Source organism: Hydrogenophaga electricum (assembly GCF_030160815.1).
Lineage (GTDB): Bacteria > Pseudomonadota > Gammaproteobacteria > Burkholderiales > Burkholderiaceae_C > Hydrogenophaga > Hydrogenophaga electricum.
The window spans coordinates 19,079-33,142 of sequence record NZ_BSPB01000040.1; the positions used below are offsets into that span (position 1 = coordinate 19,079).

Annotated in this window: 13 protein-coding genes; 6 read left to right on the top strand and 7 right to left on the bottom strand. The window is 67.9% G+C overall.

Annotated elements, in window-relative coordinates; genetic code table 11:
* Positions 1-23 precede the first annotated feature (23 nt).
* The 6 genes from QQK43_RS17575 to QQK43_RS17600 form a co-directional block, all read right to left on the bottom strand.
* A complete protein-coding gene (locus tag QQK43_RS17575) occupies positions 24-1,187 on the bottom strand; it encodes an acyl-CoA dehydrogenase family protein (RefSeq protein ID WP_234267406.1) in 1,164 nt (387 codons plus the stop codon).
* A 237-nt stretch (positions 1,188-1,424) separates the two neighbouring features.
* A complete protein-coding gene (locus tag QQK43_RS17580) occupies positions 1,425-2,228 on the bottom strand; it encodes a sugar phosphate isomerase/epimerase family protein (RefSeq protein WP_284308798.1) in 804 nt (267 codons plus the stop codon).
* Between the two features lie 122 nt (positions 2,229-2,350).
* Positions 2,351-2,977 (bottom strand): NIPSNAP family protein, encoded by a 627-nt coding sequence (locus tag QQK43_RS17585; RefSeq protein WP_284308799.1) that lies wholly within the window; start codon positions 2,975-2,977, stop codon positions 2,351-2,353.
* A gap of 18 nt (positions 2,978-2,995) precedes the next feature.
* On the bottom strand, positions 2,996-4,729 hold the full coding sequence (locus QQK43_RS17590) for an FAD-dependent oxidoreductase (RefSeq protein WP_284308800.1): 1,734 nt from the start codon (positions 4,727-4,729) through the stop codon (positions 2,996-2,998).
* Positions 4,730-4,747: 18 nt separating this feature from the next.
* Positions 4,748-5,581 (bottom strand): IclR family transcriptional regulator, encoded by an 834-nt coding sequence (locus QQK43_RS17595; RefSeq protein WP_234267402.1) that lies wholly within the window; start codon positions 5,579-5,581, stop codon positions 4,748-4,750.
* A gap of 29 nt (positions 5,582-5,610) precedes the next feature.
* A complete protein-coding gene (locus tag QQK43_RS17600; protein WP_234267401.1) occupies positions 5,611-6,648 on the bottom strand; it encodes a Gfo/Idh/MocA family protein in 1,038 nt (345 codons plus the stop codon).
* A 127-nt stretch (positions 6,649-6,775) separates the two neighbouring features.
* Between QQK43_RS17600 and QQK43_RS17605 the strand changes: the two genes are divergently transcribed.
* From QQK43_RS17605 to QQK43_RS17625, 5 genes are all read left to right on the top strand, one after another.
* Positions 6,776-7,570: a shikimate dehydrogenase family protein gene (locus tag QQK43_RS17605; RefSeq protein ID WP_284308801.1), complete on the top strand. Its 795-nt coding sequence runs from the start codon at positions 6,776-6,778 to the stop codon at positions 7,568-7,570.
* Between the two features lie 2 nt (positions 7,571-7,572).
* Positions 7,573-9,312, top strand: a complete 1,740-nt coding sequence (locus QQK43_RS17610) for an FAD-dependent oxidoreductase (protein WP_284308802.1) — start codon at positions 7,573-7,575, stop codon at positions 9,310-9,312.
* Between the two features lie 149 nt (positions 9,313-9,461).
* Positions 9,462-10,475 carry a tripartite tricarboxylate transporter substrate binding protein gene (locus QQK43_RS17615; protein WP_284308803.1) on the top strand — a complete coding sequence of 338 codons (1,014 nt, stop codon included), beginning with the start codon at positions 9,462-9,464 and terminating at the stop codon, positions 10,473-10,475.
* Positions 10,476-10,562: 87 nt separating this feature from the next.
* Entirely contained in the window at positions 10,563-11,072 is a 510-nt protein-coding gene (locus QQK43_RS17620) for a tripartite tricarboxylate transporter TctB family protein (protein ID WP_234267397.1), read from the top strand.
* Positions 11,069-12,559, top strand: a complete 1,491-nt coding sequence (locus QQK43_RS17625) for a tripartite tricarboxylate transporter permease (RefSeq protein WP_284308804.1) — start codon at positions 11,069-11,071, stop codon at positions 12,557-12,559. The genes QQK43_RS17620 and QQK43_RS17625 overlap by 4 nt, the downstream gene beginning before the upstream one ends.
* 59 nt (positions 12,560-12,618) lie before the next feature.
* Here QQK43_RS17625 and QQK43_RS17630 read toward each other — a convergent pair whose 3' ends face one another.
* On the bottom strand, positions 12,619-13,533 hold the full coding sequence (locus QQK43_RS17630) for a helix-turn-helix domain-containing protein (RefSeq protein ID WP_284308805.1): 915 nt from the start codon (positions 13,531-13,533) through the stop codon (positions 12,619-12,621).
* 107 nt (positions 13,534-13,640) lie between these two features.
* Here QQK43_RS17630 and QQK43_RS17635 point away from each other — a divergent pair.
* Positions 13,641-14,064 (top strand): SDR family NAD(P)-dependent oxidoreductase (locus QQK43_RS17635; protein WP_284308806.1); only part of this gene is annotated, 424 nt, incomplete at its 3' end.

Sequence of the window (14,064 nt, forward strand, 5' to 3'; positions counted from 1 at the left end):
AGATCTCGTTCAACGAAGGGATGTCAGCGGTTCACATCGAAGAGTTGCGCACCCTTCTTGAGCGCCGACTTGGCAATCACCCCCCGGTGAATTTCCGACGTGCCATCGAAGATCCGGTAGATGCGCGCGTCGCGGTAGTAGCGTTCGATCGGCAGCTCCTTGCAGAAACCCATGCCGCCGAAGATTTGCACCGCGCGGTCCACCACGCGGCCCAGTGTCTCGGCCGCGTGCACCTTGACCATGGCGATCTGCTCGCGGGCGTCCAGGCCCTGGTCCAGCATCCAGGCGGCGTGGTAGACCATCCAGCGCGCGGCGTTGATCTCGATCACGCTGTCGGCCAGCATCTGCTGAACCATCTGGAAATCGCCGATGCGGGTGTTGAACTGCTTGCGGTCGTTGGCGTATTCCAGCATCAGCTCGCACACGTGCGTGGCCTTGCCCACGGCGCGCGCGCCCACCTGGGCCAGGCGCACCACGTTCAGCGCGCCCATGGCCAGCTTGAAGCCCTGGCCCTGTTCACCCAGCAGGGCGGCGTCTTCCAGCACCACGTTGTCGAAGAAGAGTTCGAGGTGGGGCGTGCCGCGGATGCCCATCATCTTCTGGTCCTTGCCGACGGTGAAGCCGGGCAGGCCCTTGTCGACCATGAACATGCTGATCTCCTTCTCGCCGGTCTTGGCCGAGACCAGGAAGAAGTCGCTCCACTCACCGTCGCTGATGAAGTGTTTGGCACCGTTGAGCACCCACTGGCCTTGCTCGTTGCGCTTGGCGTGGGTCTTGATGCCAGCGGCGTCCGAACCGGCACCCGATTCGGTGATGGTGATGGCGCAGGTGCGCGTGCCTTCGATGGCGGGCTTGAGCCAGCGCTCGACCTGTTCACCCTTGCAGTGCAGCAGCGGCTCGTAGACGTTGCCGAAGGCGCGGCGGATCAGGATGTCGGTGGTGTGGCCGAACTGTTCCTCGCACAGGATGCGGTCCAGGTTCGACAGGCCGCCGCCACCGAGTTCGGCCGGCATGTTCATGCCGTACAGGCCCAGGGCCTTGGCCTTGGTGTGGATGGCGAGCGCCTTGTCCTGGGGCAGCGCGCCGGTGTTCTCCACCTCGTCTTCGAGGGGTTTGAGTTCTTCGGCGATGAATCGACGCACGGTGTCGATCATCATTTTCTGTTCGTCGTTGAGAGAGAAGTCCATAGTGTCTTTCAGATGGGATGTGAGCCGTCAGTCCACCGCGGGGAGTGCGGTGACTGAACCCAGGACACCACCGGTCCGGCTCCGCCGGCCGGCAGGTGTCGCCCCCCTGGAGGGGGTGCCGCAACGCGGCGCGGGGGTGCGCCCATCAGGCACTGCTGAACCAGCGCGCCCCGAAGAAAAACGGCAGGCGCGACAGGTGTTGGCGGGAATTCCTCATGGCGATCGGCGCAGGGGTGTTCAGCCCGTGAACGGCCGGCTGGCGGCCAGGCAGGTGGCGGCCCATTGCGTCGGGTCGGCGGTTTTCTCGCGCTCGTGGTGCACCACCTCGACGCTCACCGGCAGGTCGGCGGGCAGGGCGGCGAACAGGCCCCGCACGTCGATGTTCCCCTCACCCGGCAGCAGGCGTGCGCAGCGCGCGGTGTGGATCATGTCTTCGGTGCTGAAGTGCGTGCCAGCGGTGGCGTCGCAGATCTGTGCGTAGTGCAGCAACTGCCGCGGGAGGGCGCGGATGTCGTCCAGCGTGGTGGTCGAGCGGCCGAAGTGCAGGGCGTCGACCAGGATCCCAGCATTGGCCGGCATGCCGGCGTTCTGCACCACGCGCAGCGCGGTGTTGGCGTCCTTCACGGCGGTCCAGGGCATGAACTCCAGGTCGGCCGTGAGGCCGTAGGGCGCCATCACCTCGCACAGGCGGGCGTAGTTTTCGGTCAGCCGCGCTTCGTTGGTGTCGTCGCCGGCGACCAGGATGGCCTTGGCCTTCAGGGCGGCGCAGGCGTCGTAGAGCGAGTCCCAGGTGTGCGGATCGAAGCTGTCGCCGATGCGGATGATCTCCACGTCGAAGATGCCGACGCCGGTGTCGGCCAGGGCGGCCAGTGTCTCGCGCAGCACGTCGGGCCGGTCGATCAGGAACTGTTGCGGCGCGCTGGGGCCGTTGGGCCACAGGCGCAGGCCGGCGAACTGGTAGCCCGTGGCGGCGGCCACGCGAACGGCTTCAGGGGGTGTGCAGCGGTGGGCGTTCAGGTAAGCCAATGAGTAGGGGCGCATGGTGGATCCGGAGCAAGGTGTCTGAGGCCGAGAACACCGCGGAACCGGCTTTGCCGGGCCGCTGGTGTTGCCCCTTGAGGGGCGGAGCGGCTGGACGCAGCCAGCCAGCGATGGGGGTGGTCTTATTTCAGCGGGGAGACGGCGGTCGGCAGCGCGATGGTCGAGACCATGTCGGTGGTCAGGTGCGCCGGTCCGCCCTTGGGCGGCCAGATGCCCTGCGCAACCGCGTCGGTGCGGGCCTTGCTGCGCGCGTCCAGCGTGGGGTAGGCCCAGATGTTGGTGAAGCGCAGCGGACCGTCGAGCGCGACCATCGCGACCACGCAGGGCGAGAGCTTTTCGCGCGGCGGCACGTACTGTTCCCACAGGTCGATGGTGGCTTGCACGCCGCCCGGCTTGATGCCGTAGGTGCGGATCTCGTAGACCGGGCCGCTGATGCCGCTTTCGGCACTGGGGCGCACCGGCGTCATCCACGGGAACCCTTGGTAGCTGTGCTGCTCCAGCTTCTGGAAGATCTCGCCGCAGCCGAAGGGCGAAGCGCTTTTCTGCGTGCGGTCGCGTTCGGCCTGCAGGCTGGCCAGATCGGCAAAACCGCGCAGCACGATCATCTGGTTGAGTGGGCCGATGTCGGTGAACCAGCAGGCCAGCAGTTCGCCCTGGGCCTCGGGCGCGGTGCAGAAAGCCTGCACGTTCTGGGCGGCGGTGCCGGCGGTGCCGAAAGGCAGGGTCAGGGTGGCGAGTTCGTAGAACATGGGTCGTCCTTGTGGAAGTCAGAGGGGAAGGGGGTGGCCGGCTGCGTGGTGCGCGGCGATCCAGCCGAAGGTCATGGCGGGGCCGAGCGTGATGCCGCCCGCGGGGTAGTGGCCGGCCATCATGGAATCCATGTCGTTGCCGCCCGCGTAGAGGCCGGGGATGGGCTGGCCCGTGGCGTCGAGCACCTGGGCGCTGGCGTTGACCTGCAGCCCGGCGAAGGTGCCCAGGCTGCCGGCGACGATGCGCACGGCGTAGAACGGGCCGCGTTCGACCGGCCCCATGCAGGGGTTGGGCCAACCGCGTTCGGCGGCGAAGGCGGCATCGCCCTGGATGCGGTTGTAGGGCGTTTCCCCCTTGGCGAAGTCGGCATCCTTGCCCGTGCTGACCATGGCGTTGTAGCGCTGCACGGTGCGCTCCAGGCCGTCGGCCGCGATGCCGCAGGCGCGGGCCAGTTCGGGCAGGGTGCGGCCGCGTTTCACATACCCGTTGGCCAGCATCGGGCCCAGAGGCATGGGAGCGGGTTTGGCGGCGCCCAGGCCGTAGTGGCGCATGAAGTGATGGTCGCAGACCAGCCAGGCCTGCACCGGCTGACCGGCAGGGGTGGCCTGGATCAGCGCCTGCATCACGTCGTGGTACGAGTCGGCCTCGTTGGTGAACCGTTGGCCGTTGGCGCGCACCATGATCAGGCCGGGTTTGGCGCGCTCGATCAGGTGCGGGAAGTGGGCGAACGAGCCGTCGCGGCGCGGCACTAGGGAGACCGGCGCCAGCGCGGCGGCCTGCAGCCCGGTGGTGCCGACCTGGCCACCAGCGCTTTCGCCCAGGCGCAGGCCGTCGCCGGTGTTGCCGTGGGAAGCTGCTGACCAGTGTTCGGCGCCGGTGGGGGCGTGCGGCAGCAGGGCACGCTTGCGTTCGGTGTCGTGCGGGAAGCCGCCGCAGGCCAGCAGCACACCGCGCGCCGCGTGGACCTCGACCGCGCCGTCGGGTGTGTTCAGCACCGCGCCGGTCACGCGCTCGCCGTCGCGCAGGAGCCGGCGCGCCGGGCTGGCGGTGCGGATCTGCACGCCGGCTTCGAGGGCCGAGGTGGCCAGCGCCGCGACCAGTGCATTGCCGTTGACCAGGCGCATGCCCCGGCGGTGGACCAGCAGGTCCTTCCAGTGCGCCAGCACGCGTTTTGTGACGTACCAGAACGAGGCCGGTTGGCGCATGGCGTTGAGGAAGTGGCGCAGTTCGGCGCCCGAGGCGATGCCCATGCCCCAGAGCGTGGTCTCGGGCAGGGCCGGCTTGAGGTCGGCGATGCGGCCACCCAGGCGCCGGCCGTCGAACGGGGCGGCGCAGAGCGAGCGGCCGCCGAGCGCGGCGTGGGGCGTGCGGCCGTGGAAATCGGGGATGGCGTTGCCGTCGATGAAGCGCAGGGCGGTCTTCGAGCGGAAGAACTCCACCATGCGCGGCGCCGCTTCCAGGAAGGTGCGCGCGCGGGCTTCATCGAAGCGGTCGCCGAGTTCGTGGCGCAGGTAGGCCAGCGGCTCGTCGATGGGCTCGGTGATGCCGGCCTCGACCGCGAGTGGGTTGCGGGGCAGCCACATCCAGCCGCCCGACCACGCGGTGGTGCCGCCGAACTGGGCGTCTTTTTCGGCGACGATGACGTTCAGTCCGAGGTGGGCGGCCGTCACGGCGGCGGCCAGGCCGCCGGCGCCGGAGCCGATCACCAGAAGATCACAGGAAAGGGCAGTGTCGGGTGATCGCTCGGACATGAACAGGGGTGAGCGCCGTCAGACGGCGTAGATGGGCTTGCGGCCTTTGACGTCGCCCGGGGCGGCGGTCTCGGCCGTGAGGTTGAAGAAGGGCGAAGCGCCGCTGGCGGCGGCCAACTGGGCCGCGATGGACAGCAGCTCGGGCACCAGCGACTGCATGCGTTCGGCGGTGAAGCGCACCGTCGGGCCGGCGATGGTGAGCACGCCGATGGCGGGCTGGCCGGCAAAACGCACGGGTGCCGACATGGCCGACAGGCCCAGGCTGTAGGTGTCCACCGTGAGGCTGTAGCCTTGCTCGCGCGTCTGGTGCACGGCGTCGAGCACCGCCTGCAGGCTGGTGGGCGCTTTGGGGCCGAACTGTTCGGGCGCGCCGAGCCCTTGTTTGGCGACCAGGGCGAGTGCGGCGTCGTCGCTGAGCGTGGACATCCAGGCCCAGCCGGAGGACGAGCAGGACAGGCGTGCGTCGGAGCCCATGTCCGGGTCGTAGCGCAGGCCCTGGCGGGCGCCCTGGGCACGGGCCACCCAGGTCAGGCGCTCACCATCGACGACCGACAGGCGCACCAGTTCACCCGAAACCTCGGCCAACTGGTTGAGCAGCGGCTGCGCGATGTCCACGATGCCGGAGTTGCTCAGGTAGGACAGCCCCATACTCACCAGCTTGGTGGTCAGCAGGTAGTCGCCATGGCCGCGGGTCTGGCGCACATAGCCCAGCCGCACCAGGTCGGCCAGCAGACGGTGCACACCGCTGCGCGGGATGTCAAGCCGGTCGGCAATCGCGGCCAGCTCCATGCCTTCGCCGTGTTGCGACAGCAGTTCGAGGATGCCGAGGGTTCGTTCGAGGACGCCGTTCATGGTGGGTGTTCCGTGGGTGCAGGAAAACCTCAGACGGTACAGGAAACCGCGGTGCCGCTGGCGGCCGCGTCGAGCACGGCGCGCGTGGCCTGCAGGGTGCGCAGGCCGTCCAGCGCGCTGCACAGCGGGGCCTCTTCGCCGCAGATCACGGCGGCGAAATGCAGCAACTGGCGCGTGTACGGGTCGGCCTTCAGGGCGGTGCGTTGCTCGCGCGTGATCGGGTGGTGCCAGTGGCGCTCGCCCTCGTAGTGCCAGAGGGAAAGGTCGGGCAGCGAGAGCGAGCCCTCGGTGCCGGCGATGAACAAGGTGTTGAGATCCTGGCGCGGGTACTGGTCCTGTTCGCTGGCGCAGAAATCCCAGCACCAGGGCGCGACCGCGGTGTCGGACAGCAGCAGCGTGCCGAGCGCGCCGCTGGCAAAGCGGAGCAGGGCGCCCGCCGTGTCCTCCACCGCGAAGCCGCGCACCGCGTTGCTGGCGAGTGCCTGCACCTGGGTGATCTCGCCGCACAGGAAGCGCAGCATGTCGATTTCGTGGATCAGGTTGATCAGCACCGGGCCGCCGCCGGGCTCGCGTCGCCAGGCCATGTCGAAATAACCCTGCGGTTTGTAGAAGCAGGCCATGGCGTTGGCGCCGACGATGCGGCCGAGCCGGCCGCTGGCGATGGTCTCGCGCGCCTGCCGGTTGATCGGGTTGTGGCGGCGGTGGTGTCCCACCAGCACCGGCACGCCGGTGGTGGCCTGTGCGTCGACCAGTTGCTGGGCCTCGGCCACCGCGTCGGCGACCGGTTTTTCGACCAGCGCCGCGACACCGCGCGCCAGGCAGTCCAGGGCCATGGGCACGTGGGCCGGGTTGGGTGTGGCGACGACGGCACCCTGTGGCTGGAAGCGTTCGAGGGCGCCGAGGTGGTCGGGTGCCCAGTCCACGCCCAGGGACTCGGCGAGCTGGCGGCCGGCGTCCGACGGGTCGGCGATGCCGGCCAGGGTCAGCCCGGGGGTGCGCTGGATGCGGTCGATGTGGGTGCGGCCGATGGCGCCGGCACCGATGACCAGAAGGCGGACGGTGTGCATGGTCGTGTGTTGTCTCCGGCACCAAGTTTAGTCAAAAAAAGAACAACATTCAATACTTGAACACAATTCCACTTTTGCATATGATCCAGATCAACCACCCGATCCCTTGCAGATCCGAGCGAGACACATGACACAGAACCTCAGCGGCGCCACGCGCCTGCACTACATCGTGGGCGACCCCATTGCCCAGGTGAAATCCCCTGCGGGCGTGAGCCAGGCGTTTGCCGACCATGGCCGCGATGCGGTCTGCGTGCCGGCCCACGTGTCGCCGGCCCATCTGGCCGACTGGGTGCGCGGCGCTTCGCTGGCCCAGAACGTGGACGGCATCATCGTGACGGTGCCGCACAAATTCGCCTGCACCGACCTGTGCGCGACGACCTCCGAGCGCGCCGCCTTCCTGCACACGGTCAACACCATGCGCCGCAACGCCGACGGGACCTGGCACGGCGACATGTTCGATGGCCTGGGCTTCGTCACCGCCATGCAGGAAAAGGGGTGCGAGCCGGCGGGCAAGAAAACCCTGCTGGTCGGCGCCGGCGGCGCCGGTTCGGCCATCGCCCACGCGCTGGTGATGGCCGGTGTGAGTCAGTTGGCCATTCACGACCCCGATGACCAGCGCCGTGGTTCGCTGGTGGATCGCCTGGCCGGCCTGGGCCGGTGCCCGGTGGGCCACGGCAGCGCCGACCCGACCGGGTTTGATCTGGTGCTCAACGCCACCCCGGTGGGCATGAAAGACGGCGACCCCTACCCGCTGGATGTGGCGAAGCTGACGCCCGCCATGTTCTGCGGCTGCGTCATCACCGCCCCGGTGGTTACCCGCTTCATCGCCGCCGCGCGCGAAAAGGGCTGCGCCACCATGACCGGTGCCGACATGTTTGCCCGCGTGCGCGACCTCATGGTCGCTTTCCTGCTGGGGGCCTGACCATGCAAGTCATTTCATCCCTTCAGGCGCTGCCGGCCGGTTCGGCGCAGGACCTGGTTGTGGTCGGCGCCGGCGGCGCCGGCATGGCGGCGGCGCTGTTTGCGGCGCTCGATGGCCGGAAAGTGCTGCTGGTCGAGCGCACCGGGCATGTGGGCGGTACCACGGCGCTGTCGGCCGGCACCACCTGGGTGCCGGGCACGCATCACGCGGCCCAGGTCAACCCGAGCGACACGCTGGCCGACGCTGCCCGCTACCTGACCAACGCCATCGGTGACCGCACGCCCGCGGCCTTGCGCCAGGCCTTTCTCGACCACGGGGCCGAGGCGGTGCGCTGCCTGGAAACCCGGACCGAGGTGAAGTTCCGGCCGTACCCCAAGCACCCCGACTACATCTCCGACCTGGGAGGCTCGACCCTGGCCGGTCGGGCGCTTGAACCGCTGCCCTTCGACGGTCGCCTGCTCGGTGACCTGTTCAAGCTGGTGCGCCCGCCGATCCCCGAATTCACCGTGCTCGGCGGGATGATGGTCGACCGCACCGACATCAACCACCTGCTGGCGCTGGGCAAGTCCTTCGCCTCGTTCCGGCATGCGCTGAAGATCATTGTTCGCCACGGCATGGACCGCCTGTCGTACCCGCGCGGCACGCGGCTGGTGATGGGCAATGCCCTCGTCGCGCGCCTGCTGTATTCGCTCTCGAAGCAGTCGGGCGTGACCCTGCTGCTCAACACCGCGGTCGCGTCCTTCGAACGTGGCGACGAGGGCGTGACCGGGCTCACCCTGCAGGCCGGCGCCGACCGCCGCACCGTGGCGGCGAAGGGCGGGGTGGTGCTGGCTTCAGGCGGTTTCAACCGCCACGCCGAACTGCGCGCACGCATGCTGCCCGGTGCCGACATGGGCTGGTGCCCCGCCGCACCGGGCCATACCGGCACGGCCCACGCGCCGGCCCAGGCGGTCGGTGCGGCCTACGGCCAGGGCGCCCTGAGCAATGCCTTCTGGGCGCCCGTGTCGCTGCGCCCGCGTGCCGACGGCAGCACCGCGGTGTTTCCGCACTTCGTGATGGACCGTGCCAAGCCCGGCATGCTGACCGTGAACCAGGCGGGCCAGCGTTTCGTCAACGAAAGCACGTCTTACCACCTGTTCGGTCTGGCGATGCAGGCGGCGAACCAGGTTTCGCCCAGCATCCCGGCCTATCTGGTGTGCGACGCGACCGCGCTGAACCGGTACGGCATCGGCATGGTGCGCCCCGGGGCCAGTGCCAAGGATCTGGCGCCTTTCCTCGCCGATGGCTACCTCATCCAGGGCGCCACGCTGGACGAGCTGGCGCAGGCGCTGGGCATCGATGCCGTGGGCCTGAAAGCCAGCGTGGACGAGATCAACCGCTGCGCCGCGTCGGGTGTCGACCCGCGCTTCCACCGCGGCGAGACGGCCTACCAGCAGAACATCGGCGATGCCACCGCCGGCACGAAGAACCCCAACATCGGCCCGCTGACCACGGCCCCGTACTACGCGGTGAAGCTTTACCCCGGCGACATCGGTGCCGCCACCGGTTTCGCCGCCGACGGCGATGCCCGCGTGCTGGACGTCACGGGCCAACCGATTGACGGTCTTTACGCTGTCGGCAACGACATGCACTCGATCATGGGCGGCGTCTACACGGCGCCGGGCATCACCATCGGCCCCGGGCTGGTGTTCGCGTCGCTGGCGGCGCGGCACGCGGGGACCCGGCTTACGGGGAAACCCTAAAATTGATCGATATTCGATCAGGTTTGTCTGATTGACGATCAATTCAAACCGCTTTGCATGGACCGGACCAAGACCCCGGTTCTACATTCCAGCCCCTGAGCCCGGGCATTCAGGGCTTCAAACCCCTCACCACTCGAAGGAGACATCCGATGCAGCCGTTCAAACGTCAACTCCTGGGCGCCGCACTGGCCGCCGCCACCCTGGTCGGTCTGAGCGCCCCGGCGCAGGCCCAGAACTACCCCGAGCGCGATGTGACCGCCGTGATCCAGTGGGGCGCCGGCGGTGGCACAGACGTGGCCATGCGCGGTTACGCGCCCTATGCCGAAGAGGCGCTGGGCCGCAAGATCGTGCTGCAGAACAAGCCGGGTGCCTCGGGCGCCATCGGGGCCAACTTCGTGCTGCAGCAGCCGGCCGACGGGTACACCATCCTGATGGGGGCCGAGCCGCAGTCGCTGTTCCGTGTCATGGGCGTGGCCGATTTCGACTACGACAGGTTCACCCCGATCAACATCGCCGCCGTGGCCAACACCATCCTGCTGGTGGCCCGTCCGGACGCGCCCTGGGCCAACACCCAGGACCTGCTGAGCTTTGTCCAGGCCAACCCGAAGAAGGCCAAGCAGTACCTGGCGGGCCAGGGCACCGTGCCGTTCACCATCAACGCCATGATGAGCACGCTGACCAAGTTCGAAACCATCCAGGTGCCGTTCGACGGTGACGGTCCGGCCATCGCCGCCCTGCAGGGTGGCCACGTGGACTTCGGCTTCATCGCCTCCGGCTCCGCCATCGAACACGTGAAGGCCGGCCGCCTCAAGGCGCTGGGCGTGCTCAGCGACAAGCCCTTCCAGGGAATTGCGCCCATGACCGACGCGCCGTCGCTGCGTGGCATCACCAAGTACCTGCCCTGGGGCTCCTGGTACGGCGTGTTCGTGCGCAAGGAAACGCCCGAGCCGGTCAAGGCCAAGCTGATCGCCGCGTTCAAGAAGGCGGGCGAGAACCCGCAGTACCGCAGCATGATGGAAGGCCGGGGCACCACCATGCTGAACATCAGCGGTGCCGAGGCCGAGGCCTTCATCAAGAAGTTCCAGTCCACCACGGCGTGGCTCTACCAGGGTGCCGGCGCGGCCAAGAAGGACCCTGCCACGCTGGGCATTGCCAAGCCCTGACGCGGCAGCGGGTTCAGGCGGTCCGGGGCGAAGGGTTCGCCCGGACCGCCTTGGGCACCCTTTGATCACCACAACGAGGAGAACACCATGCACACCAGCCATCCGCGGCTGCCCGGTGAGCTGACCTTCATGGCCCTGGTCGTGCTTTTCAGCGCGTTCATGCTCTGGGCTTCCTACAGCATTTCACAGTTCACATCCATCACCTCACCCGGCGTGTTTCCCATGCTGTGCGCGGCGGCCATGCTGGTCACCGGACTGATGAGCCTGGTCAAAACCGCCCGGGCCCGCCTGGTGCTCGATGACGGCGAAGGCTGGGTGCAGCAACTGGTGCGCAAGCTGTTCCCGCTGCAACTGGTGCTATTCACCGGCCTCATCGTGGCCTACATGCTGCTGCTGGAGGTGCTGGGCTTCCTGGTGGCCTCCTACCTGTTCCTCGTGATCTCGATGCCCGTGCTGGGCAGTCGCCGCATCGGCCTGAATTTCCTGGTGAGCCTGGTGACGCTGGCGGTGATCTTCGTGGTGTTCCGCACCGCCTTCTCGGTCGTGTTGCCCGCGGGCAGCCTGGTCGGCCCCTACCTGCCGGAGTTGCTCAAATGATGGAAGCCCTGGGTTACTTTCTGATGTCCTGGCTGGACATCAGGATGCTCGCGCTGACAGCGCTGGGCACTTTCGCCGGCATCTACATCGGCGCCATCCCGGGCCTGTCGGTCACGATGGCGGTGTCGATCCTGATCTCGTTCACCTTCAAGTGGGACGTCAACGAAGCCCTGGCGCTGATCTCCGGCATCTACCTCGGTGGTGTCTACGGAGGCTCGCGCACCGCCATCCTGCTGAACATCCCCGGCGCGCCCTCGGCCATCGCCACGGGCCTGGACGGCTACCCCCTCGCCAAGCGCGGTGAAGCCGGCCAGGCCATCGGCCTGACTACGGTGATTTCAGTCTACGGCGGTTTCATCGGCATCCTGGCGCTGGCCGTGGCCGCCCCGGCGGTCTCCAGCCTGGCGCTGAAATTCGGCCCGCGCGAATACCTGTTGCTGGCGCTTTGGGGCATCCTGCTGGTGGGCAGCCTGTCGGGCGAATCGCTCTCCAAGGGCATCTTCTCCGGCGCCCTGGGCGCGCTGATCGCCTGTGTCGGTCTCGACCCAATGACGGGGGAACAGCGCCTGACCTTCGGCAGCCTGCAGCTCTCGGCAGGCATCTCCTACATCGCCGCCATGATCGGCTTCTTCGGCGTGGCCGAGGTGATCGCGCAGATCCACGACCTCAAGCTCAAGGCCATCAAGCAGAACGTCAGCAAGATCATTCCGCCGTGGGGCCTGGTGCGCAAGCACCTGGGTCTGGCCACGCGCACCTCGACCATCGGGGTGGTGGTGGGCGCGCTGCCCGGTGCCGGTGGTGACATCGCCGCGCTCATGGCCTACGACCACGCCAAGCGCTCGGTGAAAAACCCGTCGCGCCCGTTTGGCGAGGGCGCTTACGAAGGCCTGGTGGCGCCCGAGTCGGCCAACAACGCCGCCGTCGGCGGCGCCTACGTGCCCATGCTGACCCTGGGCATTCCAGGGGACGCGGTCACCGCCGTGATCATCGGTGCGCTCTACATCCACGGCCTGAAGCCGGGACCGATGCTGATGATCGAGACCCCGCACCTGTTCTGGTTCGTGGTGGGCTCGCTGTGCCTGGCCAACATCTTCCTGCTGATCTTCGGCCTGACCGGCATCAAGATCTTCGCCAAGATCGTTGAGACGCCCAAGCCCATCCTGCTGCCGCTGATCCTGGTGCTGTCGGCGGTGGGGGCCTACGCCATCAACAACAACCCGGTCGACGTGTACTGGATGCTGGGCTTCGGCCTGCTGGGCTACCTGCTCAAGATGTACGGCTTCCAGGTCGGGCCGGTGATCCTGGGCATGATCCTCGGCCCCATCATGGACCGCAGCTACCGGCAGGCCATGCTGTCCACCGGCGAAGACGTCGGCCTGTTCGTGACCGAGTTCTTCACCACGCCGCTGTCGGCCATCCTGCTGGCCGCCCTGGTGTTCACGGTGGTCAGCCAGACCGGTTGGTACAAGCGGCTGAGAAATCGGTAAGTCTCGTGCGGTTGCGCAGCTTGAAGACCCTCGGGCCTGTGTTGCCCGGGGACGGGCTGTCAGGCGGTCGAGGGGTTGGCGAGCTGCGCCAGCGCCTGGGCGCGGAACTCCCGCGGGCTCAGGCCGGTGTGGCGTTTGAAGAAGCGGCTGAAGTAGGCGTCGTCCTCGAAGCCGAGTTCGGCTGCCAGCTGTTTGACGCTGCTCACCGTGTAGACCAGTTCGCGCTGGGCTTCGTGCACCAGCCGGGCGTTGATGACGTCCAGTGCCGACATGCCCAGCACTTCGCGGCAGATGCGCGAGAGCTGGCCGGCCGTCAGGCCCAGCGCGTCGGCATAACCCTGCACGGGGCGGTGGTGCCGGAAGTCGCGGTCCAGCAGGGCCCGGAACTGCTGGATCTGCCGTTGCTTGCGCGAGCCCGTGGTGGGCCCCGCAATCCCGGTGGAAGCGCCGGTACCTGCCAGCCGCGCCACCTGCACCAGCAGGGCGGTCAGCAGGGCCATGCCCGCGGCGGTCTGTCCCGTGTTGTGCGTGCGCGATTCGTGCTCGATCGCGAGAAACAGCGGCATCAGCGAGGCCTGCGCGCCCGGGTCTTCCGACAGGGCGATCACGCGCGGGGTGCGGATCGTGTCGACCAAGTCCGGCATCAGGATCGCCGACAGCGACTCCAGCACCTTCTGCGTCGCGGTGACCACGGGGCCGTCCACATCCGGCGAGAAGTGAAACCCGTGCGCGGCCCCGGCCGGCACCATGATCAGGCAGGGCGCGCGCGCGGGAATGCGCGCACCGTTCATGCGGACCTCGCTCGACCCGGCGGTCAGCAGCAGCAACTGCACAAAAGCGTCGTGGCGGTGAACCTGGATTTCCCACTGGTAGGGGGCCGATCGCTGCGGGATCCACTCGAAGTTGAACGAGTTGGACCAGGCCGGTGCGTCCTGGTCGCCGTAGAGCGCGTAGTTGGGAATGCGGGTGGCCATGAGCAGATCCGGTTAATGCATGAATTGTCCTGTTGGTGGCCGAGATCGTCAAACCAGAAAAACGGCGCGGACCGAACAATGAACCGCATTCCAATCAGGAGACAGGTATGTCATCAACACCCCCCCACTGGCTTGGCCTGAAGGGCCGCGTCTGCGCCGTCACCGGAGCGGCCAGCGGCATCGGCGCCGCTGTTGCCCGGCAGCTGCTCGAAGCCGGTGCCCATGTCGCGCTGATCGACCGCGACGCCGAAGGCGCACGACGCCAGGCCGATGTCCTGCAGCAGGAATGGGGTCTTCAAGGCCAACGCATCCTGGCCATCGCGTGCGACATCTCGAGCGAAACGCAGACCCTGGAGGCGGCCCAAAAAGTGCAGTCCGAGATGGGCGATGTTTCGGCCCTGATCAACAACGCCGGCCTGTTGAAGGCTGGGACACTGGAGAGCGTGAGCGTGGCCGACTGGAACACGGTGCTGTCGGTGAACCTGACGGGCTACCTGCTGTGCGCGCGGGCCTTCAAGGCGCAACTGCAGC

What these genes read in the sequence shown, in the direction of transcription:
- QQK43_RS17575 (WP_234267406.1), bottom strand. Translation starts at nt 1,187, where the DNA reads ATGGACTTCTCTCTCAACGACGAACAGAAAATGATGATCGACACCGTG.
- QQK43_RS17580 (WP_284308798.1), bottom strand. Translation starts at nt 2,228, where the DNA reads ATGCGCCCCTACTCATTGGCTTACCTGAACGCCCACCGCTGCACACCC.
- QQK43_RS17585 (WP_284308799.1), bottom strand. Translation starts at nt 2,977, where the DNA reads ATGTTCTACGAACTCGCCACCCTGACCCTGCCTTTCGGCACCGCCGGC.
- QQK43_RS17590 (WP_284308800.1), bottom strand. Translation starts at nt 4,729, where the DNA reads ATGTCCGAGCGATCACCCGACACTGCCCTTTCCTGTGATCTTCTGGTG.
- QQK43_RS17595 (WP_234267402.1), bottom strand. Translation starts at nt 5,581, where the DNA reads ATGAACGGCGTCCTCGAACGAACCCTCGGCATCCTCGAACTGCTGTCG.
- QQK43_RS17600 (WP_234267401.1), bottom strand. Translation starts at nt 6,648, where the DNA reads ATGCACACCGTCCGCCTTCTGGTCATCGGTGCCGGCGCCATCGGCCGC.
- QQK43_RS17605 (WP_284308801.1), top strand. Translation starts at nt 6,776, where the DNA reads ATGACACAGAACCTCAGCGGCGCCACGCGCCTGCACTACATCGTGGGC.
- QQK43_RS17610 (WP_284308802.1), top strand. Translation starts at nt 7,573, where the DNA reads ATGCAAGTCATTTCATCCCTTCAGGCGCTGCCGGCCGGTTCGGCGCAG.
- QQK43_RS17615 (WP_284308803.1), top strand. Translation starts at nt 9,462, where the DNA reads ATGCAGCCGTTCAAACGTCAACTCCTGGGCGCCGCACTGGCCGCCGCC.
- QQK43_RS17620 (WP_234267397.1), top strand. Translation starts at nt 10,563, where the DNA reads ATGCACACCAGCCATCCGCGGCTGCCCGGTGAGCTGACCTTCATGGCC.
- QQK43_RS17625 (WP_284308804.1), top strand. Translation starts at nt 11,069, where the DNA reads ATGATGGAAGCCCTGGGTTACTTTCTGATGTCCTGGCTGGACATCAGG.
- QQK43_RS17630 (WP_284308805.1), bottom strand. Translation starts at nt 13,533, where the DNA reads ATGGCCACCCGCATTCCCAACTACGCGCTCTACGGCGACCAGGACGCA.